The organism is Phyllobacterium phragmitis (assembly GCF_002980495.1).
GTDB classification, from domain to species: domain Bacteria; phylum Pseudomonadota; class Alphaproteobacteria; order Rhizobiales; family Rhizobiaceae; genus Paramesorhizobium; species Paramesorhizobium phragmitis.
On sequence record NZ_PVBR01000005.1, the window covers coordinates 79537 to 101177 of the forward strand.

The 21641-nt window shown below is 61.5% G+C and carries 17 protein-coding genes; 8 read left to right on the plus strand and 9 right to left on the minus strand.

Annotation, left to right across the window (positions count from 1 at the left end; genetic code table 11):
* Positions 1-5: 5 nt before the first annotated feature.
* Positions 6-887, minus strand: a complete 882-nt coding sequence (locus tag C5748_RS08265) for a LysR family transcriptional regulator (protein ID WP_105741469.1) — start codon at positions 885-887, stop codon at positions 6-8.
* A gap of 118 nt (positions 888-1005) precedes the next feature.
* Here C5748_RS08265 and C5748_RS08270 point away from each other — a divergent pair, with 118 nt between their 5' ends.
* Positions 1006-2502 carry a CoA-acylating methylmalonate-semialdehyde dehydrogenase gene (locus C5748_RS08270; protein ID WP_105741470.1) on the plus strand — a complete coding sequence of 499 codons (1497 nt, stop codon included), beginning with the start codon at positions 1006-1008 and terminating at the stop codon, positions 2500-2502.
* Positions 2503-2813: 311 nt separating this feature from the next.
* Here C5748_RS08270 and rpsP read toward each other — a convergent pair whose 3' ends face one another.
* The 3 genes from rpsP to ffh all read right to left on the minus strand — a co-directional run bounded on the left by rpsP (position 2814) and on the right by ffh (position 5268).
* Positions 2814-3227 carry a 30S ribosomal protein S16 gene (gene rpsP, locus C5748_RS08275; protein WP_105741471.1) on the minus strand — a complete coding sequence of 138 codons (414 nt, stop codon included), beginning with the start codon at positions 3225-3227 and terminating at the stop codon, positions 2814-2816.
* Between the two features lie 155 nt (positions 3228-3382).
* Positions 3383-3688: a chorismate mutase gene (locus tag C5748_RS08280; protein WP_105741472.1), complete on the minus strand. Its 306-nt coding sequence runs from the start codon at positions 3686-3688 to the stop codon at positions 3383-3385.
* Positions 3689-3693: 5 nt separating this feature from the next.
* Positions 3694-5268 (minus strand): signal recognition particle protein, encoded by a 1575-nt coding sequence (gene ffh / locus C5748_RS08285; protein WP_105741473.1) that lies wholly within the window; start codon positions 5266-5268, stop codon positions 3694-3696.
* Positions 5269-5686: 418 nt separating this feature from the next.
* Here ffh and C5748_RS08290 point away from each other — a divergent pair, with 418 nt between their 5' ends.
* Positions 5687-6514, plus strand: a complete 828-nt coding sequence (locus C5748_RS08290) for a lytic murein transglycosylase (protein WP_105741474.1) — start codon at positions 5687-5689, stop codon at positions 6512-6514.
* Positions 6515-6568: 54 nt separating this feature from the next.
* Here C5748_RS08290 and C5748_RS08295 read toward each other — a convergent pair whose 3' ends face one another.
* The 3 genes from C5748_RS08295 to C5748_RS08305 form a co-directional block, all read right to left on the minus strand.
* Positions 6569-7213: a carbonic anhydrase gene (locus C5748_RS08295; protein WP_105741475.1), complete on the minus strand. Its 645-nt coding sequence runs from the start codon at positions 7211-7213 to the stop codon at positions 6569-6571.
* A gap of 55 nt (positions 7214-7268) precedes the next feature.
* Entirely contained in the window at positions 7269-8153 is an 885-nt protein-coding gene (gene pdxY, locus C5748_RS08300) for a pyridoxal kinase PdxY (protein ID WP_105741476.1), read from the minus strand.
* 75 nt (positions 8154-8228) lie between these two features.
* Positions 8229-8489: a hypothetical protein gene (locus C5748_RS08305; RefSeq protein WP_105741477.1), complete on the minus strand. Its 261-nt coding sequence runs from the start codon at positions 8487-8489 to the stop codon at positions 8229-8231.
* Positions 8490-8674: 185 nt separating this feature from the next.
* On the opposite strand from C5748_RS08305, the gene C5748_RS08310 reads away from it, so the two are divergent.
* The 5 genes from C5748_RS08310 to C5748_RS08330 all read left to right on the plus strand — a co-directional run bounded on the left by C5748_RS08310 (position 8675) and on the right by C5748_RS08330 (position 17297).
* Positions 8675-9295, plus strand: a complete 621-nt coding sequence (locus tag C5748_RS08310) for a LemA family protein (RefSeq protein WP_105741478.1) — start codon at positions 8675-8677, stop codon at positions 9293-9295.
* 29 nt (positions 9296-9324) lie between these two features.
* On the plus strand, positions 9325-10194 hold the full coding sequence (locus C5748_RS08315) for a TPM domain-containing protein (protein ID WP_105741479.1): 870 nt from the start codon (positions 9325-9327) through the stop codon (positions 10192-10194).
* Between the two features lie 9 nt (positions 10195-10203).
* Positions 10204-10845 carry a TPM domain-containing protein gene (locus tag C5748_RS08320; protein WP_105741480.1) on the plus strand — a complete coding sequence of 214 codons (642 nt, stop codon included), beginning with the start codon at positions 10204-10206 and terminating at the stop codon, positions 10843-10845.
* A gap of 201 nt (positions 10846-11046) precedes the next feature.
* Positions 11047-15855 (plus strand): NAD-glutamate dehydrogenase, encoded by a 4809-nt coding sequence (locus C5748_RS08325; RefSeq protein WP_425350224.1) that lies wholly within the window; start codon positions 11047-11049, stop codon positions 15853-15855.
* A gap of 38 nt (positions 15856-15893) precedes the next feature.
* Positions 15894-17297, plus strand: coding sequence for an MFS transporter (locus tag C5748_RS08330; RefSeq protein WP_245428896.1), 1404 nt, complete (start codon positions 15894-15896; stop codon positions 17295-17297).
* Between the two features lie 216 nt (positions 17298-17513).
* Here the strand turns inward: C5748_RS08330 and purH are convergent, their stop codons facing one another.
* The gene (purH, locus tag C5748_RS08340; protein WP_105741482.1) at positions 17514-19130 is read right to left on the minus strand and encodes a bifunctional phosphoribosylaminoimidazolecarboxamide formyltransferase/IMP cyclohydrolase; all 1617 of its coding nucleotides are present in this window, start codon (positions 19128-19130) and stop codon (positions 17514-17516) included.
* Positions 19131-19380: 250 nt separating this feature from the next.
* On the minus strand, positions 19381-20415 hold the full coding sequence (locus C5748_RS08345; protein ID WP_105741483.1) for a helix-turn-helix domain-containing protein: 1035 nt from the start codon (positions 20413-20415) through the stop codon (positions 19381-19383).
* A gap of 141 nt (positions 20416-20556) precedes the next feature.
* Between C5748_RS08345 and C5748_RS08350 the strand changes: the two genes are divergently transcribed.
* Positions 20557-21624, plus strand: a complete 1068-nt coding sequence (locus C5748_RS08350) for an alpha/beta hydrolase family protein (RefSeq protein WP_105741684.1) — start codon at positions 20557-20559, stop codon at positions 21622-21624.
* Positions 21625-21641 lie beyond the last annotated feature (17 nt).

Here is a 21641-nt window from a genome sequence, read left to right on the forward strand (position 1 = left end):
CGGGCTTAAACGAACCGGCTTCTCTCGCTCTCCACCAGATCGGAGATGAAGCCCGACACGGCGGTGACGCGGCGGAGCGTGCGGGCCGATTCATGATAGGCGAGCCAATAGGCGCGCCGGATGATGCGTTCGGGCAGGACGGGCACGAGATCGGCGTGCTCGCGCGCGATGAAGGCGTGGAGAATGCCGATGCCGGCACCGGCTTTCACCGCCTCGACCTGGCCGAGCGCGCTCGATACCTCGAAGGCCGGTTTCCAGTCGCGGCTGATCTCGGAGGCGTAATTGAGCGAGGGGCTGATGACCAGATCCTCGACATAACCGACGAGCCGGTGTGCGGTTAACTCCTCCACCGATTGCGGAATACCGCATTCTTCCAAATAGCCGATGTGGGCATAGAGGCCCAGCGTATAATCGACGAGCTTGCGCGCGATGAGCCTGCCTTGATCGGGCCGGTCCACGGTGATGGCGATATCGGCCTCACGCCGCGACAGCGAAAAGGAGCGCGGCACCGGCACGAGCTGGATGGTGAGATCGGGATAACGCGCGGTGAGGGACGCAAGGCGCGGGGCGAGAAAGGTCACGCCGAAACCATCCGGTGCGCCGATCCTGACCGTGCCTGAGATCGCCACATCGGCATCGCCGACTGCTGAGCGGGCGGCAAGCATCTCCGCTTCCATGCGCTCGGCCGAAAGCAGGAACTCCTCGCCGGCCTGTGTCAGTTCCGAACCATTGGTCCGCCGCGTCAGCAAAGTGGTGCTGAGCGCGGTTTCGAGCGCGGTGAGCCGGCGCGCCACCGTCGTGTGGTTGAGCCCGAGCCGGCGCGCCGCGCCGAGGATCTGGCCGGCGCGCGCGACGGCCAGGAATATACGTATATCGTCCCAGTTCATGAGGTGATGATTACTATAGTTTTTGCACAACGGATACGTCTTTGCGCGCCTTGCAATATGAATTTTGCAGAGCGATGATGATCCCATAATTCCGGATAATCAAAAGGGAGAAGGCGCGATGCGCAATATTGGTCATTTCATCGGGGGCAAGCATGTCGAGGGCAAGAGCGGGCGGACCTCCGACGTCTTCCAGCCGATGGACGGCACGGTCCAGGGCAAGGTCGCATTGGCTGGTAAGGACGAGGTGCGCGCCGCAGTCGAGAACGCCAAGGCGGCGCAGCCGCAATGGGGCGCGACCAATCCGCAGCGCCGGGCGCGCGTCTTGCGCAAGTTCCTGGAGCTGGTCGAGGCCGAGCATGATTCGCTTGCCGAACTGCTCGCCCGCGAGCACGGCAAGACCATTCCCGATGCCAAGGGCGACATCCAGCGTGGCCTCGATGTGGTCGAGGTCTGCCTCGGTTCGCCGCATATGCTGAAGGGTGAGTTCACCGATAATGCCGGTCCGGGGATCGACACCTATTCGATGCGCCAGCCGCTCGGCGTCGTCGCCGGCATCACGCCGTTCAATTTCCCGGCGATGATCCCGCTATGGAAGGCAGCGCCGGCGATCGCCTGCGGTAACGCCTTCATCCTCAAGCCATCGGAGCGCGATCCGGGCGTGCCGATGCGCCTTGCCGAGCTTTTCATGGAGGCCGGGCTTCCCGCCGGGATTTTCAACGTGGTCAATGGCGACAAGGATGCGGTCGATGCGCTGCTCGACGAAGCCGATGTCAAGGCCATCGGCTTCGTCGGCTCGACGCCGATCGCGCAATATATCTATGCCAGGGGCTGCGCCAACGGCAAGCGCGTCCAGTGCTTCGGCGGTGCCAAGAACCACATGATCATCATGCCCGATGCCGACATGGACCAGACGGTCGATGCGCTGATCGGCGCGGGCTACGGTTCGGCGGGCGAGCGCTGCATGGCGATCTCGGTTGCCGTGCCGGTCGGCCAGGAAACGGCCGATCGTCTGGTCGAAAAGCTCATTCCGCGTGTGGAAAGCCTGAAGGTGGGGCCGTCGACCGATGCGAGTGCCGATTACGGTCCGCTGGTGACCAAGCAGGCGCTCGACCGCGTGCACGGTTATGTCGATCTTGGCGTGAAGGAGGGCGCGAAGCTCGTCATCGACGGGCGCGGCTTCAAGATGCAGGGCTATGAGAACGGCTATTACATGGGCGGCTGCCTGTTCGATCACGTGACACCCGACATGCGCATCTACAAGGAAGAAATCTTCGGTCCGGTTCTCTCTGTGGTGCGGGCGAAGAACTACGAGGAAGCGCTGGCCCTGCCGAACGATCATGAATATGGCAATGGCGTCGCCATCTTCACCCGCGATGGCGACGCGGCGCGCGATTTCGCCTCGCGCGTCCAGGTCGGCATGGTCGGCATCAATGTGCCGATCCCGGTGCCGATCGCCTATTACACCTTCGGCGGCTGGAAGGCTTCCGGCTTCGGCGATCTCAACCAGCACGGGCCGGACGCCTTCCGCTTCTACACCAAGACCAAGACCGTCACCTCGCGCTGGCCGTCCGGCGTCAAGGAGGGTGCGGAATTCGTCATCCCGACGATGAACTGATCGCCAGCATTGCCATTACAGCGGTTCCTGTTTTGATGGAATCGTCTAGCCTTATCATTCTGCATCGTCGGAACTGTGGAGATGACGAGGCATGGCAACCTGTGACGAGCACAGGAATGACGGGAGTTTGGTTGTTGGCGGCCAATTGCAGACGTTTCCGCCGCAGAACGGTTGCTTATAGGGGCGAAAACGTCTCGTTTCCGTCTGAAAGTGAACCGCTCTAATAGAAAACGGCAGCCGCGGGGCTGCCGTTTTCATTTTGATATGGAATAAAGCCGCTCTCGCGGCGATATCCGACGCCGAAAGGCGAATTATTCGCTTGCGGCTTCCGCTGCCGGAGCTTCGGCCTCGGCTGGGGCCTGCGCTGCTTCGGCAGCCTTGGCTGCTGCGTCTTCCTCGGCCTGCTTGGCGAGAGCGACGCGCTCCTGCGCCTTCTTGCCCGGAACGGCCTTTTCAGGGTTGCTGCGGGCAGGGCGCTTGGCAAGGCCGGCCTGATCGAGGAAGCGGAGCACGCGGTCGGTCGGCTGTGCGCCGTGGCCGAGCCAATGGGCGATGCGGTCGGCATCGAGCGTGACGCGCTCGGCATCCTTCGGCAGCGTCGGGTTCCAGGCGCCGATCTTCTCGATAAAGCGGCCGTCGCGCGGTGAGCGGACGTCGGCAACCACGATGTGGTAATAAGGACGCTTCTTCGAGCCCGCACGGGCCAGACGGATTTTCAACGACATTTCATTCTCCTGTAGGTCTGTTCATTTACCGCCCGGAAGCGGTGGTTGATTGATGCCGCATTGCGGCGTTTCAGTTATTGTCTTACGCAAGTCCGATGGGAAAATAGGAAGTATTTTTCCCGGGAAAACCGGTTCCCACTTTTCCTGGACTTGCTCTAGCTGACGCTGCGTTGGGCAGCGGTATTCTCGTGATGGCGGATCACTTCCTTGACGATGAAGTTGAGGAACTTCTCGGCAAAATCGGGGTCGAGGCTCGCTTCCAACGCCAGACGGCGCAGTCGCTCGACCTGCTGTTTCTCGCGGATCGGATCAGCGGGGGTGAGCCCGTGTTCGGCTTTCAGAACGCCCACTGCCTTGGTGCAGCGGAAGCGCTCGGCCAGCATATGGATAAGGGCGGCATCGATATTGTCGATCGAGGCGCGCAGGGCGGACAGCTCATCAGCCAGGCTCTTGTCGTTCATATCAGTCACTTCTTCTTTGGCAAACCAGGGAGACCGCCGGGTCCGGGAAGGCGCGGGCCGCCCGGCAGACCGGGCAAGCCACCACCGCCAAGGCCGGGCAAGCCGCCCTTGGCCAAACCGGACGCTTCGGCCTGCTTCTGCAAGGCTTCAAGCTGCTTGGGATCGAGTTTCGAGAGATCGGGCATTCCGCCCATGCCGGCAAGGCCGCCGCCCATGCCCCCGAGCCCCATCTTGGAGGCCATGCCGCCCATCATCTTCTGCATCATGCCGCCGCCCTTGCCCTTGCCGCCCATGGCTTTCATCATATCGGCCATCTGACGGTGCATCTTCAGGAGCTTGTTGATATCGGCGGCATTGGTGCCTGAGCCCTTTGCGATGCGCTGCTTGCGGCTGTGCTTCAGCATATCGGGGTTGCCGCGTTCAGCGGCCGTCATGGAGCCGATGATGGCAAGTTGGCGCTTGAAGACCGAATCGTCGAGGCCAGCCGCGGCGACCTGATCCTTCATCTTGCCCATGCCAGGCATCATTCCCATGATGCCGCCCATGCCGCCGAGCTTCTGCATCTGGCCGAGCTGGTCGGCAAGATCGTTGAGATCGAACTTGCCGGACTGCATCTTCTTGGCCATCGCCGCCGCTTTTTCGGCGTCGATGTTTTCGGAAGCCTTCTCGACGAGCGAAACGATATCGCCCATGCCGAGGATGCGGTCGGCGATACGGCGCGGATAGAATTCCTCCAGCGCATCCATCTTCTCGCCGGTGCCGATCAGCTTGATCGGCTTGCCGGTGACGGCGCGCATGGAAAGGGCCGCACCGCCGCGTCCGTCGCCGTCCATGCGGGTCAGAACGATGCCGGTGATGCCCACACGCTCGTCGAAGGAACGGGCCAGGTTGACGGCGTCCTGTCCGGTCAGGGCATCGGCGACGAGCAGAATTTCATGCGGCTCGGCCTTTTTCCTGATGTCGGCCATTTCGATCATCAGCGGCTCGTCGATATGGGTACGGCCCGCCGTATCGAGAATGACCACGTCATGACCGCCGAGCCTGGCCGCCTGGACGGCGCGCGCCGCGATCTCGACCGGCGACTGGCCGGCGATGATGGGCAGCGTGTCGACGCCGGTCTGGACACCCAATTGGCGAAGCTGCTCCTGCGCGGCGGGCCTGCGCGTATCGAGCGAGGCCATCAGGATCTTCTTTTTCTGCCGCTCTGCAAGGCGCTTGGCGATCTTGCCCGTCGTCGTGGTCTTGCCGGAACCCTGCAGGCCGACCATCATGATGACGACCGGAGCGGGCGCATTGAGGTCGATGGTGATGCCTTCGGAGCCGAGCATCTCGACCAGTTCGTCATGGACGATCTTGACGACCATCTGGCCCGGCTTGATGCTTTTCAGGATTTCCGCGCCGACGGCTTTCTCGCGGACGCGGTCCGTAAAGGCGCGGACCACGTCGAGCGCGACGTCGGCTTCGATCAGCGCACGGCGCACTTCGCGCAGCGCCGCCGCCACGTCCTGGTCGGACAGGGCGCCGCGGCCGGTCAGGCCGTTGAGAATCGTACCGAGGCGTTCCTGTAGAGTTTCAAACATCCGTTTTCCTTTTTACCCGTGCGATGACAAGTTCTTCGCAAGAGGTAGGTCGTTCCGCGCCGAAGCCCAATACCCTTCGAACAGGCCAAAGCAAAACAACACCCGAGGGCGCATTGCGCTGTCGGGTGTGGACCTCCGGGATCGTTTTAGACCAAATGGGTCCCGGTCGGCTGCTTCGAGAGTCTCTGCTCGTCGCGGATTGATGGGGCGCTTAAACAGGAAAAGTCGGGGAAAGTCAATCGTCGCGCCTTAAAAGTGTTGCGCGAAAACCGCGCTCGGCGACAAAGCCGACCAGAACCGGAAGGTTCGGTGCAACAGGCCCTGTCTCATGCTTGGTTTCCGCAATCTCCTCGTGTATCTCCCTTTTTTGGCCGAATAACGATTTCGGCGGCAGAATCGATTTTACGAGGAGAATGGAATGGCATTCTTGTCCCGCAAGGGCAGCATGGGCATCTTTTTCGCGGCGGCGTTGACCGCTCTGGTTGTACCGGCCGGCCTGGCCCAGGCCGCGCAATGCGGAAATACCGCAGGAGGCTATTCGACCTGGGTGCAGCAATTCAAGAAAGAGGCTGCGGCGCGGGGCGTCGGCCGGCGGGCCTTGAGCGCCCTCGACAATACCCGCTACGCTACCAAAACGATTTATGCCGACCGCAATCAGAAGAGCTTCAAGCTTTCGCTCGACCAGTTCATGAAGAAGCGCGGCGGACAGGCGATCATCAACCGCGGCAGATCGATGAAGAAGAAGAACGCCAAGCTCTTTGCCAGTCTGGAAAGGCGCTATGGCGTGCCCGCCGGACCGTTGATCGCCATCTGGGGCATGGAAACCGGCTTCGGTAAGTTTTTGGGCAACCAGAACACGCTTTCCGCCGTCGCGACGCTCGCCTATGATTGCCGCCGTTCGGCCTATTTCACCGATCATCTCTATGCTGCGCTCAAACTCATCGACAGAGGAGATCTGAGCCCCGATGCGATCGGCGCTGCCCATGGCGAGATCGGTCAGACGCAGTTCCTGCCGCTCAATGTGCTGAGGTTCGGCGTGGATGGCGACGGCAACGGACATATCGACATGGCCCGCTCCAGGGTCGATGCTCTTGCCTCCACGGCCAACTTCCTGCGCGGCCATGGTTGGCAGCCGGGCGGCGGTTATCAGCCGGGGCAGGTCAATTTCGGCGCCCTTCAGGGTTGGAATTCCGCCAGCGTCTATCAGCAGGCGATCGCCATCATCGGCAAGGAGATCGATGGCTGAATTTGCAAGGTGAGTTCGGGGCGCCGCGTGGTGCAATCGCGCGGCGTCAATGTCTCACTCCGCAGGTGGGCGGATGAAGTCTCCCGTCTTGCGGTCCATGACCCACAGTTCGCCGGTGGAGATGTCGAACCAGGCGCCATGCAGGCTGAGACGGCCCTTCTTCTCCAGGATATCGACGCAGGGAAAGCTGCGCAGATTGGCGATGGAATAGCGGATGGTGATGCGCTCCAGCGCCGTCTGCCGTTCGCCCGATGTCATCATCGCATTGGCGGTGACCGCTTCGGCGGCCGGGGCGACGAGGCTCATCCATTTGCCGATGAAGTCGCCCGGCGAGAGAGGGGCGCTTTCAAGATCGAGCGCCGCCTTGATGCCGCCGCAGCGGCCATGGCCGAGCACGACGATATGCTTGACCTTGAGGCTCTGCACGGCAAACTCGAGGGCTGCCGAGGTCGAGTGATACTCTCCGTCCGGCTCATAGGGGGGCACCAGATTGGCGACATTGCGCACGACGAAAATTTCGCCGGGACGCGTGTCGAAGATGATTTCCGGCGCAGCCCGTGAATCACAGCAGGCGATAACCATCGTCTCCGGCGTCTGTCCCTGTTCGGCCAATTCCTTGTAGCGCAGGGATTCGTTGCTGAAACGCCCTGACATGAAATTGCGGTAACCGGCAAGGAGCGCGTCGGGAAGAGTGTTCATGCTTGTGCCATAGCCCCGGTCGAGAAGAAGATCAATTCGTCTTGGGAATTTTCCGTTACGCCCTCAACCCCCTGGTCGGATGCATGAGCCTGCGGATCTGCACCATGGCCATGGGCGTCGACAGGCTCGAAGCATCGGCTTCGAGCATCAGTTCGTCGGCGCCACGCTTGGCGGCGCGGGCGATGATCTCGAAAACGGCCGCTGTCGTCCCTTGAAGGATCTTTTCCTGGGAAAGGCCGGCCAAGGTTCGGGCGAGAAAGAGGGCCGCGGTCAGATCGCCCAGACCGTTGGTCGGCCCATTCACCTGGCGATGTTCAGCCATCATCGCCAATGTCGGCGTCAAAAGGAGATTGCCCGTGCTGCCGCTCATCATCGGTATGGCGGAGGTGACGAGCATGGTGGCGGGACCAGTTTCGAGAGCGGCTTCCATGATTGTCTTGTTATCCTCCAGCGGCACGCCCGTTAGCCAGGCAAGCTCGAAGCGGTTGGGCGTCCCTATGTCGGCGAGCGGCATCAGATGGTCACGAATGGCGATCGCGGTCGCCTCGGGGACATAGAGCCCTTTTTCGTCGCCGATGACCGGATCACAGAGATAGCGCGCGCGTGGGTTCTTCGCCTTGACGGCCTCGACAAGCCTCGCAATGCTTTTGGCCTGCGAGGCCTGGCCGAGGTAGCCAGTCAACACCGCGCCGACCTCGCCCAGCCAGGGTGCGCGCTCCAGATCGGCGATGAGATCGTCGAACTGCTGCTCCTCAGGGATGATGCGCTTGGCGGGGCCATGGCCGGGATGCCAGGGAAGGACCACCGTCGGCACGGCCCACACGGGATGGCCCAGCGTTTCCAGCGCAAAAACGGCGGCTCGGTTGCCGACCGAACCGCGCACGACATGGCTCGAGATCACGATGACGGCGGTTGCGTCTGACGCTTCGAAATTGCTCATTAAAAGGGGCTCGCAGGACGTGTTACGGCATCATCACAATAAAGAAAAAGCGGCGGGAGGGAAGAGGACCGCATCTTAAGGCGTGCGCGCAAGATAGATCAGGACCCAGACGATTGCAGCTATAATCAGCAGCAGCCCGAATGTCCGCCCTATGCGCGTACCCCACAGTTCGATGTTGTCGGCCGGGTCCGCGTCGGCGGCGGAAAGGTGCTTCTTCGTCCGCTCGACGCCACGCGCGACCATGCCGTGATCGGCTGTCGATTCGCGGCCTATCCTGTCCAGGATGCGCCGGGCTTCCGTTTCCCTGGCGCTGTCGCCTTTCGGGCGTCCGGTCATCGCTGCGTTGGCTCCCTCAATGTTCCCGATCCAGCATAGACGCTTCGATCCGTTTCATCATGCGGTTTTTCCACCGACAGGGCAAATTCTTGGCTATTTTCTTTGGCCGCGAATACGATTACCCTCACGCCACTGTGCTGGGGATGGCACTGCCATTTGTGTCAAAGGGCCATCAGGAGATATGCATGTCCGCTGTTACCACTCTGCGGCTTTCCGGCCGCCGTCTCTTTCCTGCGCTGTTGCTGGTCATGCTGGTGCCGTTGCTATCGGCATGCGGCTTCAACACCATTCCGACCCAGGAGCAGCAAGTCAAGGCGGCCTGGAGCGAGGTCTTGAACCAGTATCAGCGCCGCACCGACCTCATTCCCAATCTTGTGGCGACGGTCCAGGGCTACGCCACGCATGAAAAGGATACACTGACCGCGGTGGTCGATGCGCGCGCCAAGGCGACGCAGGTGCAACTGCCGCCCGAGATGCTCAACAATCCGGAACTCTTCAAGCAATTCCAGCAAAACCAGGCCAATCTGAGCGGCGCCCTGTCGCGTCTGCTCGCGGTGGTCGAGAACTATCCCAATCTGAAGGCCAACCAGAACTTCCTGGCGCTGCAATCGCAACTCGAAGGCACCGAAAACCGTATCGCGGTCGCGCGCCGCGATTATATCGAGGCGGTTCGCGTCTATAACACCTCCCTGCAGACCCTGCCGACGATGCTTTGGAAGTTGATCTGGTTCCGTTCCAACCAGCCCATGCCGACATTCACCATCAATGAAGCGGCCCAGCAGGCACCCAAAGTCAACTTCAATTGACGGGCGTCGCCGTGACATTTACCCGAGAGATGCCGATCAGCCGGGGTGCCGCACGATGGCTTTGCCTCGCTATGGGCCTCGTAATGGCGCTTGTCGCGTCCGTTGCCATCGCGGCGGCCGCCGCGGCGCTGCCGGCGCTGACCGGGCGTGTCGTCGATGCGGCCAATGTCATCGATCCGCAGACGCGGGCCGCACTTGACGACAAACTCGCCGCCTTCGAGGCGAAATCATCCGATCAGGTGGTGGTCGTCACCGTGCCGAGCCTCGAGGGCGAGGATATCGAATCCTATTCCAACCGGCTGTTCCGCAGCTGGGCGCTCGGCCAGAAGCAGGAAAACAACGGTATTCTGCTCGTCGTCGCGCCGAATGACCGGAAGGTGCGCATCGAGGTCGGCTACGGCCTCGAGGGCACGATGACCGATGCCCTGTCGAGCGTCATCATCCGAAGCGCGATCATCCCCGCTTTCCGGCAGGGAGATTATTCCGGCGGCATCTCCAGAGGTGTCGACGGCATACTGACCGTTCTTGCAGGCGACAGCGCTGAATTCGAGGCGCGGGCAAAGCGCAATATCCAGGCGCAATCCTCCGCTTCCGGGACCGACTGGATTTCCGTGATCTTCATGACTTTCTGGGCGTTCATCTTCTTCGGCGGCTTCGGCTTTGCGCTGCTTGCACCGATCTTCGGCCGCAAGCTCGGGCCGGGACGCTATGAATGGCTCGGCATGCAGGCCGGCGGCCATTCGCGCGGCTCAACTGGTGGCCTGGGTGGCGCCTTGGGCGGTGGCGTTTTGATGGGAGGCGGCGGCTTCGGCGGCGGTGGAGGATGGTCGTCGGGTGGCGGCGGATTTTCCGGCGGTGGCGGTTCGTCGGGTGGCGGCGGCGCATCGGGAAGCTGGTAGGTGAGGAAGATGTCCGTGCAGAAATCCATCGATGCCGACGATCACGCCCGTATCGCGGAGGCGATCCGCGCCGCGGAAGAAAAGACGAATGGCGAGATTTATGCCGTTCTGGCGCGCCGCAGCGATGATTATTTCTATGCCGCCGGCTTTGTCGCCGCTTGCGGCGTCATCATCGCCGCGATTGCCGCGGCACTTCTGGCGCATTGGTATTGGTTCGATGTTTCGCTGCCGGTCTTCGGCCTGGCTATTCTGGCGGCCTTCGCTTCCGTCGTGCTCGTTTTGTGGCTGGTCCCGGCGGTACGCATGGTGCTGGTGCCGCACCGTATCCGCTATCGCCGTGCGCATCTCAACGCTGTTCAGCAGTTTCTGGCGCGCAACATTCATGTCACGTCTGAACGCACAGGCGTTCTCCTGTTCGTTTCGCTTGCCGAGCATTATGCCGAGGTGGTGGCCGATGCGGGCATCAACGCCAAGGTGGAGCAGGAAGAGTGGAATGGCATCGTCGCCATCCTCACCGATCATGCATCACGCGCGGCGGTGGCCGACGGATATGTCGCGGCGATCGGGAAGGCCGGCGAACTGCTCGCCAAACATTTTCCGGCTACCGGGGAAAAGGTCAACGAGCTCAGCGATCATCTGGTCGAGTTGTAGGTATAGGAGGATGGCCGAAATCGCAGGGCCGGATGCGATAAATCGCTCTTTCTCCACGACCTTTCCTTTCGCTGGCGATGTTTTTTGCCGCATTTTGTTGCTTTGTCATGGCAAGTTCACCCTGCGGGCGCAGTTTGTGGTCGCAACCGGAAGCCGATCTGATAGGCTTCGGAAAACAGTCTTTCCCATGGGAGTATGGAAGTGTCAGCCAGGCAGGAACGGGAAATCGGGGCAGTCGGAAACAAGGCGGATAAGAAGGAGGGATTGAAGGATTTCGCAGCCCTCCTGTTCGAGTGGGCGCCGCCGGAGGACCTTGCCGAATATGACAGTGCCGCCCTGGAGGATGCAGCCCGCCTGGCATTCGTGGAGCTCTCCCGGCACCGCAAGGGCGAAAGTGTCGTTTCCGTCGATGGTGCCAACACTGTGCGGTGTGCGGGGCGGCCGGTGACGATCGTCACGCTGATCAACGACAACATGCCATTCCTGCTCGATTCGGTGATGGGCGAAATCAGCGAGCGGACCAGAACGGTCTATATGGTGCTGCATCCGGTGCTCGATGTCGTGCATGGCGAGAACGGTGTCCGGGTCTATGGCGAGGCGTCGTCCGGCCGCAAACCCGAAGGGACGGATCGGGTCAGCGTCATGCAGATCCATCTGCCGATGCTCGATCAGACGGTGCGCGACGATCTTGCCTCCTCGTTGAAGGCCGTACTCGGCCAGGTGCGTGCCGCCGTCAGGGACTGGAAGCCGATGCTGGCGCGCCTCGATAAGGCGATCGAGGCCTACAAGACCAATCCGCCGCCCGGAAAGAAGAAGAACGTGGCGGAGGCCATCGAGTTTCTCGAATGGCTGCGCGACGACAATTTCACCTTCCTCGGCATGCGCGAATATGACTACAGGGGCAAGGGCAAGAAGCGCGAGCTCGTCCATGCCGACAAGCCGCAACTGGGTATTCTGAGCGACCCTGCGGTGCGCGTCCTGCGCCGCGGCGACACCGGCACGACGGCGACGAGCGAAACGCTGGCCTTTCTCGAAGGGCCCGAAGCCCTGATCGTCACCAAGGCCAATACCCGGTCGCAGGTGCACCGGCGCGGCTATCTCGACTATATCGGCATCAAATCTTTCGACGCGACGGGCGAGGTCGTCGGCGAATTGCGGTTCGTCGGCCTGTTCACCTCCACCGCCTATACGCGCTCGGTCATGAAGATACCCTATCTGCGCCCCAAGGTGGACGCGGTCATCAAGCGGCTGGGGTTCAACCCGCAGGACCATTCGGGCAAGGCCTTGCTCAATGTCCTGGAGGATTATCCGCGCGATGACTTGTTCCAGATCGACGTCGACACGCTGATGGCCAATGCTGAAGGCATATTGGCGCTGGGCGAGCGCCCGCGCGTGCGCGCCTTGCCGCGCATCGATCCGTTCGGGCGCTTCGTTTCCGTCCTGGTCTATGTGCCGCGCGACCGTTACGATTCGATCGTCCGCGAGAAGATCAGCCAATATCTGATGCGCGTCTATGACGGGCAGAGCATCGATTTCCATCCGTCCTTTATGGAAGGAACGCTGACGCGCGTTCATTTTATCATCCGCCGCGCTGAAGGCACTGTGCCTGAGGTGGCGCGCGAAACGCTCGAAGCGGAAATCCGCGCCATCGTGCGCACCTGGGAAGATGCGGTCCAGGAGGCAGCGGAATCGTTTTCCGGCCTCCCCGTCGTCTACGGCGTCAACATCGCGGCACTGGCATCGAGCTTTCCCGATTCCTACCGTGAGAGCTTTACGCCTTCCGAAGCGCTGGTCGATGCCGAGCGCATCGCCGCACTCTCGCCGGACAATCCGCTTTATGTCGATTTCTACAAACATCATGCCGACGGAGCGGACGCGGCATCGCTGAAAATCTATCATTATGGCGCGGCGGTGGCGCTGTCGCGACGCGTGCCGCTTCTGGAAAATATGGGTTTCCAGGTCATCAGCGAGCAGACCTTCGAATTGCCCGGAGCGGATGGGGCCAAGGTGCATGTGCATGACATGCAGCTCGTCAACGCCTTCTCCGTCCCCGTCGATCTGACCGATGACGGCGCGCTTCTGGAAGAGGCTTTCCGGGCGGTATGGAGCGGGACCGCCGATAATGACGGCTATAACGCGCTGGTGCAGACGGCGCGGCTTTCGGCGCGCGAGATCATGATCCTGCGCGCCTATGGCCGCTATCTCCAGCAGGCAGGCATCACCTATTCGCAGGGCTTCATCGCCGCAGCGCTCAACCGTTATCCTGATATCGCGCGCAATCTCCATAGCCTGTTCGATCTGAGGTTCAACCCGGCACGTATCGCCGAGGACAGCAAGGCGGGTGCGGAAAAGCAGATCCGCGATGCTATCGACCTCGAGTTGCAATCCGTCCCGAGCCTCGATGACGATCAGATCGTGCGCCGCTTCCTCAATCTCACGGAGGCGACGCTGCGCACCAATGCCTTTGCGCCGGAAGCTGACGGCTCGCCGCGGGTGACGCTTGCCTTCAAGCTCAATCCGCGCCTGGTGGAAGGGCTGCCTCGACCACGGCCCTACCGCGAAATATTCGTCTACGGCCCGGAGGTCGAGGGCGTGCATCTGCGCTTCGGCCCGGTGGCGCGCGGCGGCATACGCTGGTCGGATCGGGCGCAGGACTATCGTACGGAAGTGCTGGGCCTGGTGAAGGCGCAGCAGGTCAAGAATGCGGTGATCGTGCCGGTCGGCGCGAAAGGCGGGTTCTATCCGAAGCGCCTGCCCGCAAGCGGCGACCGCAACGCGATCTTCGAAGCGGGGCGCGCGGCCTATATCATTTTCATTTCGACGCTTCTCTCCGTTACCGACAATATTGTTGACGACACGGTGGTGCCGCCGCAGAACGTCATTCGTCACGATACGGACGATCCCTATTTCGTCGTTGCCGCCGACAAGGGCACCGCGACCTTCTCCGATACGGCGAACGCCATCAGCCAGGCCCATGATTTCTGGCTCGACGATGCCTTCGCCTCCGGTGGCTCGGCCGGCTACGATCACAAGAAGATGGGCATCACCGCGCGCGGCGCATGGGAAGCGGTGAAGCGGCATTTCCGCGAGATGGACATAGATATCCAGACGACGCCATTCACGGTCGCTGGCGTCGGCGACATGTCGGGCGACGTCTTCGGCAACGGGATGCTGCTCTCCGGCCAGACCAAGCTCATCGCCGCCTTCGACCATCGCGACATCTTCATCGATCCGGACCCGGATGCGGCTGTCGCCATCGCCGAGCGGCAACGTTTGTTCGACCTGCCGCGCTCAAGCTGGCAGGATTACGACCGTTCGAAACTGTCGGCGGGCGGGGGCATCTATTCGCGTACGCAAAAGACAATTTCGCTGTCGCCGCAGGCGGCACAGGCGATCGGCCTCGGCGCCGGCAAGACGAATGCGACGCCGCTGGAAATCATCAATGCAATCCTGAAAGCGCCGGTCGATCTCCTGTGGTTCGGCGGTATCGGCACCTATATCCGCGGCAGCAACGAAAGTGATGCCCAGGTCGGCGACCGCGCCAATGACGCGATCCGCATTACCGGCAGCGAGGTACGCGCCAAGGTCATCGGCGAGGGTGCCAATCTCGGCGTCACCCAGCGCGGCCGCATCGAGTTCAGCCTCGCCGGCGGCCGGTGCAATTCTGACGCGATAGACAATTCGGCAGGCGTCAACACTTCGGACGTCGAGGTCAACATCAAGATCGCGCTCGCCGCAGCGATGCGCGCCGACAAGCTGCAGCGTCCGGCACGCAACCGCTTGCTCGGGACGATGACCGACGAAGTTGCCGAGTTGGTGCTGCGCAACAATTACCTGCAGCCGCTGGCGATTTCGCTGGTGGAGCGTCGCGGGCTTGCCGATCTGCCCTATCAGGCCCGGTTCATGGCTGATCTCGAAAAACAGAAGCTGCTCGACCGCAAGGTCGAAACCCTGCCCGACGATCAGGCGCTGATGGAAAGGGAAAAGCGCGGGATTGCACTTACCCGTCCGGAGCTCGGTGTGCTGCTCGCCTATGCCAAGCTCGTGCTGGTCGACCAGATCGTCAAAAGCGATCTGCCCGACGATCCCTATTTCGAGCCGGAGCTATTCGGTTATTTTCCCAAGCGCATGACCAAGGCCTATGCGCCGGAGATCGCGGGACACCGGCTGAAACGCGAGATCACCGCCACGCTTCTCGGCAATGACGTGATCAATCGTGGAGGGCCGACCTTCGTCAACCGGCTGCAGGACATGACGGGCAAATCGCCGGCGGCGATCCTGCGCGCCTATGTGGCGGTGCGCGACGGCTTTGAACTGGACGGGCTGTTCGACGCCATCGACAGGCTCGACAATCATGTGCCCGGCTCGGTGCAGAACGAATTCTATGCCGAAGTTTCGCGGATGCTGCACTGGACGACGGCCTGGGTGCTGCGCAATGACAGTTCCAACGCCACGCTTGCCGAATTCGTCGAAGCGATCCGCAATGCCCGTCGCACTCTCGAGCCGCGCCTGAACAAGCTGATGCCGGATTTCATGACGGGTATCATTGTCGATGATACCGCTGGTTTCGCGGCGAAGGGAGCGCCTGCCGATCTCGCCGCTCGCCTCGCCCGGCTGCAGATCGCTTCCGTCGTGCCTGACATCGCGCTGATAGCCCATCTCTCGAGATCGGATCTCATCGCGGCGGCGAAGGCCTATTTCACCATTACCGAAGCCTTCCGCATCGCCAGGATCGAGGAGGCGGCGCGGGCCATTCCCGTTGCTGATTATTATGATGGAATGGCGCTGGCACGGGCCAACGATACGATCGCGCAAGCCACCAGGGCGATCACCATCGCGGCGCTGACGCGCTTTGGTGACGAGAAGGATCCGGCGAAGGCATGGCTCGCCGGCGGCAACACCCAGGTGGAGGCGATACGCCAGCGTATGACCGCATTGGTGGAAGATGGTGATCTCACCGCTTCGCGGCTTGCCGTTGCTGCGGGATTGATGTCTGATCTGGCCGCATGAAGGGAACCTCCGGTTCCGTCACAAGAACCGGAGGGGACATGACCATCAACGAAGCGATGCATGGAGGCGCGACGAATCCCAGCGTCCCAAGGCGCGGCATATGGGGCTGGATGCTGTTCGACTGGGCGGCCCAGCCTTTCTTCACCGTCGTCACGACCTTCATCTTCGGTCCCTATTTCATCTCGCGGATGGCGGCCGATCCGGCGGTCGGGCAGGCCGCCTGGGGATATGCCATTGCGCTGGCGGGGTTCGTCATCGCCATTCTTTCTCCTGTTCTAGGCGCCATCGCCGACCAGACCGGCGTGCGCAAGCCGTGGATCGGTTTTTTCGCGGTGATCCAGATCGTCAGTCTGTCGCTGCTATGGTTCGCGGCGCCCGGCTCCAACCTTTTCTGGGTTCTGATCGCCTTTTCGATCGCTTCCGTGGCGGCGGAATTCTCCATCGTCTTCAATGATTCCATGATGCCGCGGCTCGTCTCGAAGGACGAGATCGGACGGATCTCCAATATCGCCTGGGGACTCGGTTATCTCGGCGGCATGATCGTCTTGATCTTCATCGTCGCCTTCCTGGCCGCCTCGCCGCAGACGGGCAAGACGCTGATCGGCCTCGATCCGCTGTTCGGGCTCGATCCGACGAAGGGGGAGGATGCGCGGGCGGCGGGGCCGATCTCGGCGCTGTGGTATTTCGTCTTCATCCTGCCGATGTTTCTGTTCACGCCTGATGGCGTGAAGGGGCTGCCGCTCGGCGCGGCGGTGAAACGGGGCCTGAGCGAGCTCAAGGCGACGCTCAGCGAAGTACGGCAGCGGGCAAACATCTTCCGTTTTCTCATCGCCCGGATGATCTATCAGGACGGCGTCAACGGATTGCTGGCGCTGGGCGGCGGCTTCGCGGCTGCGATGTTCGGCTGGTCGATCACCGAGATCGGGCTTTTCGGCATCATCCTCAATGTGGTGGCGATCTTCGGATGTCTCGCGGCGAGCCGGATCGATACGCTTTTCGGCTCGAAAGCAGTGGTGATCCTGTCGCTCGTGCTGCTGCTTCTGGCAACTATCGGCATCGTTTCGACCGGGCCGGACTATACGCTGTTCGGCTTCTTGCGGTTTTCCAGCGAGGATAGCGGCGGCTTGTTCGCCACCGCCGCCGAGAAGGCCTATCTGGTGTTCGGCGTCTTTATCGGTATCGCCTTCGGCCCGGTGCAGGCGTCGTCGCGCTCCTATCTGGCGCGTAGCGTCAGCGCCGAGGAGGCGGGCCGCTATTTCGGCATCTATGCGCTGGCTGGACGGGCGACGAGCTTCCTCGCGCCGTTCCTGGTGGCGAGCGTAACGGCGCTGAGCGGCTCGCCGCGTCTCGGCATGGCGGTGTTGATCGCCTTCTTCGTCGCCGGACTGGCGATCTTAGCTGGAACGCCCTATCCGGCGGCGGAGGTCGGGGAAGAGATTTAGAGCGCCCTATTTTGATGGAGGCGCGATGCAACCCCCCTCTGCCCTGCCGGGCATCTCCCCCACAAGGGGGGAGATTGGCTGACATAGTCCAAGGTATTCATTCTGCGAGGTTTGCGATTGGTGCCTAACATTCAAGAAGGCGTAATCTCCCCCCTTGTGGGGGAGATGCCCGGCAGGGCAGAGGGGGGTGAGATGAAGCCCGCCAGCGTTTCTATCTTAATGCCGGAAATGCCGCATGCCGGTGAAGACCATGGCGATGCCATGTTCGTCGGCCGCTGCGATCACCACATCGTCGCGCATGGAGCCGCCCGGCTGGATGACCGCCGTGGCGCCGGCCTCGATGGCTGACAGGAGCCCATCGGCAAAGGGAAAGAATGCGTCGGAAGCGACGACAGATCCCTTGGTCATGATTTCGGCGCTGCCCGCCGCCTCGGCGGCATCCAGCGCTTTACGCGCCGCGATGCGCGAGGAATCCACCCGGCTCATCTGGCCGGCGCCGATGCCGGCGGTGGCGCCATCCTTGACATAGACGATAGCGTTCGACTTCACGTGCTTGGCGACGCGGAAGGCGAATTTCAGATCGGCCATTTCCTTTTGCGTCGGCGTACGCTTCGTCACCACCTTCAGATCGAGATCGTCGACGATGCCATTATCGCGCGACTGCACCAGAAGCCCACCGGCCACGGTCTTGGCCGCGATGCCGGGCGCGCGCGGATCGGGCAGGCCACCTGTCACCAGAAGCCGCAGGTTCTTCTTGGCAGCGATGATGGCCTGGGCCTCCTCGGTCGCGTCGGGGGCGATGATGACTTCGGTGAAGACCTTGACGATCTCCTCCGCCGCTTCGCCGTCGAGCGTGCCGTTCAGCGCGACGATACCGCCGAAGGCGGAGACGGGATCGCAGGCGAGCGCCTTCAGATAGGCCTCCTTCAGGCTCTTGCCTTCCGCGACGCCACAGGGATTGGCGTGCTTGATGATGGCGACGGCTTTGGTTCGGGCCGGATCGAACTCGGCGACCAGTTCGAAGGCCGCGTCGGTATCGTTGATGTTGTTATAGGAGAGCTGCTTGCCCTGAAGCTGTGTCGCGGTGGCGACGCCGGGACGCTTTTCTCCCGTGAGATAGAACCCCGCCGCCTGATGCGGGTTCTCGCCATAGCGCATGACCGAATGGAGCTTGCCGGCGACGGCGCGCCAGGTCGGCGCTTGCGCCTTCGTCGCCTCGGCAAACCAGCCGGAGATCGCCGCATCATAGGCGGCGGTGCGGGCGAAGGCCTTGGCTGCGAGCTTCTGGCGGAAGGTATAGGGCAGGGAACCTTTGTGATCGTCGAGTTCGGCCAGCACAGCTGCGTAATCGTCGGGATCGGTGACGATCGCGACATAGGCATGGTTCTTGGCGGCGGCGCGGATCATCGCCGGCCCGCCTATGTCGATGTTCTCCACCGTGGTCGCGTAATCGGCGCCCTGATAGCGGACTTCCTCGAAGGGATAGAGGTTGATGACGGCCAGATCGATGCCGCCGATGCCATGGGCCTCCATCGCGCTCGCATGTTCGGGATCGTCACGCACGGCGAGCAGTCCGCCATGAACGGCTGGATGCAGGGTCTTGACGCGGCCATCCATGATTTCGGGAAAGCCGGTGATATCGGAGACATCGCGCACGGTGATGCCAGCGGCGGCAATCGCTTTCGCCGTGCCACCGGTGGAGATGATTTCGATGCCATGCCGCTCCAGGGATCGCGCCAATTCGATCAGCCCGGTCTTGTCGGAGACCGACAGGAGCGCGCGGCGCACACGGTGCATATCGGGAGCGGGGATATTCTTGGAAGTGACAGCCATGGAAATGTCTCTATGTCGGGTCGGGGAGGGGTATGGCGCGGGTTAGCATAGGCGCGCGGGGAATCCTATCCTCTATAGAGGATATCCGATGCTTGTGATGGTTCGGTCGTGTGGCTGGGAGGGGAGCTCACGTGACGGCGGTCGATCTGAAACAGATGAAAGCGCCAATAACCGACCCTTCATGGGGCTCCTCGAAAGTTGCCTTCAGCGCTTCGGCCGGAGTTCACCGCATTGCAGACTTGACGGACAATCAAATGTGAAGTGGTCGCGAGGATCGATTTCTCGCGCGCCAGGAAACCGGACTGAGGGACGTAACGCGTCGGAATTCACGATTGAAGTTCGATTTGGTCTGAAAGCCGGATTCGAACATCGCCGCGGTTACCGACATATCGGTGTCCCGGAGCAGTCGGCAGGCTTCCGCAATTCGAAAATCGTTGATGTATTGGGAGACATTTTTGTGCGCCAGTCGGTTGACTGCACCGGATATCTGCCGGGCCGGTATGCCCGCGCGTCGCGCCAGGCGCGACAAGGTCAGGTTTTCGTCTCGGGACAATTTCTGATCAACCAGCAGACGGCTGATCCGGTCCAGGACTTCACGATCTTGCGCTACCATGGATGAAGCTTGAATCATATTGGAGCCAGTGGCGGGTGGTGCATGCGCGCGGGCCGCGACGACGGCCGTAAGGCCGATGAGAAGCAGACCCAGAAGATTTCCATTGCTCACGATGAAAGCGACATTTGCTCCTGTGTTCCATTCGAAGTCCATCAGAATCGCCAAATCAAAAAAGGCCGACAGACAGAGCGATGCGGCAGCAATGACGAGCGCGCGATGCGCCGCAACGGCGCTGTCGAAACGCGCCTCGTCGAGTGCGTCAGGACCGGTGCGGCCAAGGTTCAGCACCGCCACTGCGTATCCCACGAAGAGCACGATCAGAGCAGCGTCGATCAGCTCCGGGGCCAACAGCAACAGCGCGACGATACCGATTGGCGGTAGGGCATGAAGCCAATGGGCACGGCCAGCCTCTGCCTTATCGAAGTGAATCAAGCTGTGAAAACTTGCCAGCACCAGAGGCGGCAGGCAGCTCGCCAGCACCGGCAGCAAGTATCGCAGCTCCGCGAGATCATAACCCCAACGCAAGCCGACGGCGACCGATTGCAAGACACACAAACCGACCAAAGCGAGGAACGGCCAATTGCCTTTCGAGCTCTCCTGGCTGCGCAGTACCGCAGCGAGGAAGATCAGAAGCAGTAATGCGACGACGAACGGCAGCGGAATGAATATCAAGGCGGGTCCCGTGGATGGCAGTCAAACAGGGTGATCATGACCCATATCACGATTCAGGACGACCTGAATCGTGATCGAGGAAGCGCCGGAGTGCAGCATCTGCAATCGATAGCTGGTCCTTTGCAATCGAGCGAGATTATCATGAACCCCTTCAGCGTCCTCCCCGCCATTGTGCTCACCGTCGCATTCACGGCTCCCTGCCACGCCGCCGAGGTTGGCGTGCGCGAGATAAATGTCGCTGCTCCCGAACGCGGGCAGGATCTCGCGGTAACCGTGTGGTATCCAGCTGAGGCTGGTGGCGAACCCGTTCTCGTGGGCGATAACCAGGTATTCAAGGGCGCGCTGGCGTCGATGAACGCCCCTCTTTTCAAAGGCCGCTTTCCCTTGGTTGTGATGTCGCACGGGTCCGGCGGCCGCATTCAAGGAATGAGCTGGCTCGCGACGGAATTGGCCAAGGCGGGCTTTGTCGTGGCTGGTCCCAATCATCCCGGAACGACCAGCGGCAACTCGACACCGGCTGATACACCCAAACTATGGGAGCGCACGCAAGATTTGTCCTCCGTGATCGACGCGATGACCACCGATCCGCTGTGGCTCGATATTACCGACCCTCACAAGATCGGTGTTGTCGGTTTCTCGCTTGGAGGTTCCGCCGCCATGGAAATTGCCGGCGCCCGGGCAAATCTCGATGCGTATGCCCGCTATTGTGACACATATGGGAAGTGGGATTGCGCCTGGTATGCAGGCGGCAAAGCCTACATCAATGACGAAGCGGTAGAGGTCGATAAAGTCGATCTGCGTAAAATCGACAGGGCGCGCTTCGAACAATCGAATGTTGATCGCCGCATCAAATCGGCCGTTCTGGTCGATCCGGGCCTCGCCCAAGCCTATGAGGAACAAAGCCTGAAAGAGATTGCGATTCCTATGAGCTTCATCAATCTCGGCAGCATTGGGATGATCCCTGAGGCGGTGATCGCCGATCAACTGGCGGCATCAACGCCGCAAGGAACATATGTCACTGTCGCTGATGCCGTTCACCTGAGCTTTCTGCCGGAATGCAAGGACGGCGCGGCAGAGTTGCTGAAATCGCTGGGCGAGGTCGATCCAGTCTGCGAGGACGGCATCAGCCGATCACGCGCCGATATTCATTCCGAGCTGGTCAGCCTCATATCAGGAGCTCTGCAACGAACGCTTAAAGATCGCTTTTGAGCAGACCACCTGTCTTT

What these genes read in the sequence shown, in the direction of transcription:
- C5748_RS08265 (WP_105741469.1), bottom strand. Translation starts at nt 887, where the DNA reads ATGAACTGGGACGATATACGTATATTCCTGGCCGTCGCGCGCGCCGGC.
- C5748_RS08270 (WP_105741470.1), top strand. Translation starts at nt 1,006, where the DNA reads ATGCGCAATATTGGTCATTTCATCGGGGGCAAGCATGTCGAGGGCAAG.
- rpsP (WP_105741471.1), bottom strand. Translation starts at nt 3,227, where the DNA reads ATGTCGTTGAAAATCCGTCTGGCCCGTGCGGGCTCGAAGAAGCGTCCT.
- C5748_RS08280 (WP_105741472.1), bottom strand. Translation starts at nt 3,688, where the DNA reads ATGAACGACAAGAGCCTGGCTGATGAGCTGTCCGCCCTGCGCGCCTCG.
- ffh (WP_105741473.1), bottom strand. Translation starts at nt 5,268, where the DNA reads ATGTTTGAAACTCTACAGGAACGCCTCGGTACGATTCTCAACGGCCTG.
- C5748_RS08290 (WP_105741474.1), top strand. Translation starts at nt 5,687, where the DNA reads ATGGCATTCTTGTCCCGCAAGGGCAGCATGGGCATCTTTTTCGCGGCG.
- C5748_RS08295 (WP_105741475.1), bottom strand. Translation starts at nt 7,213, where the DNA reads ATGAACACTCTTCCCGACGCGCTCCTTGCCGGTTACCGCAATTTCATG.
- pdxY (WP_105741476.1), bottom strand. Translation starts at nt 8,153, where the DNA reads ATGAGCAATTTCGAAGCGTCAGACGCAACCGCCGTCATCGTGATCTCG.
- C5748_RS08305 (WP_105741477.1), bottom strand. Translation starts at nt 8,489, where the DNA reads ATGACCGGACGCCCGAAAGGCGACAGCGCCAGGGAAACGGAAGCCCGG.
- C5748_RS08310 (WP_105741478.1), top strand. Translation starts at nt 8,675, where the DNA reads ATGTCCGCTGTTACCACTCTGCGGCTTTCCGGCCGCCGTCTCTTTCCT.
- C5748_RS08315 (WP_105741479.1), top strand. Translation starts at nt 9,325, where the DNA reads ATGCCGATCAGCCGGGGTGCCGCACGATGGCTTTGCCTCGCTATGGGC.
- C5748_RS08320 (WP_105741480.1), top strand. Translation starts at nt 10,204, where the DNA reads ATGTCCGTGCAGAAATCCATCGATGCCGACGATCACGCCCGTATCGCG.
- C5748_RS08330 (WP_245428896.1), top strand. Translation starts at nt 15,894, where the DNA reads ATGACCATCAACGAAGCGATGCATGGAGGCGCGACGAATCCCAGCGTC.
- purH (WP_105741482.1), bottom strand. Translation starts at nt 19,130, where the DNA reads ATGGCTGTCACTTCCAAGAATATCCCCGCTCCCGATATGCACCGTGTG.
- C5748_RS08350 (WP_105741684.1), top strand. Translation starts at nt 20,557, where the DNA reads ATGAACCCCTTCAGCGTCCTCCCCGCCATTGTGCTCACCGTCGCATTC.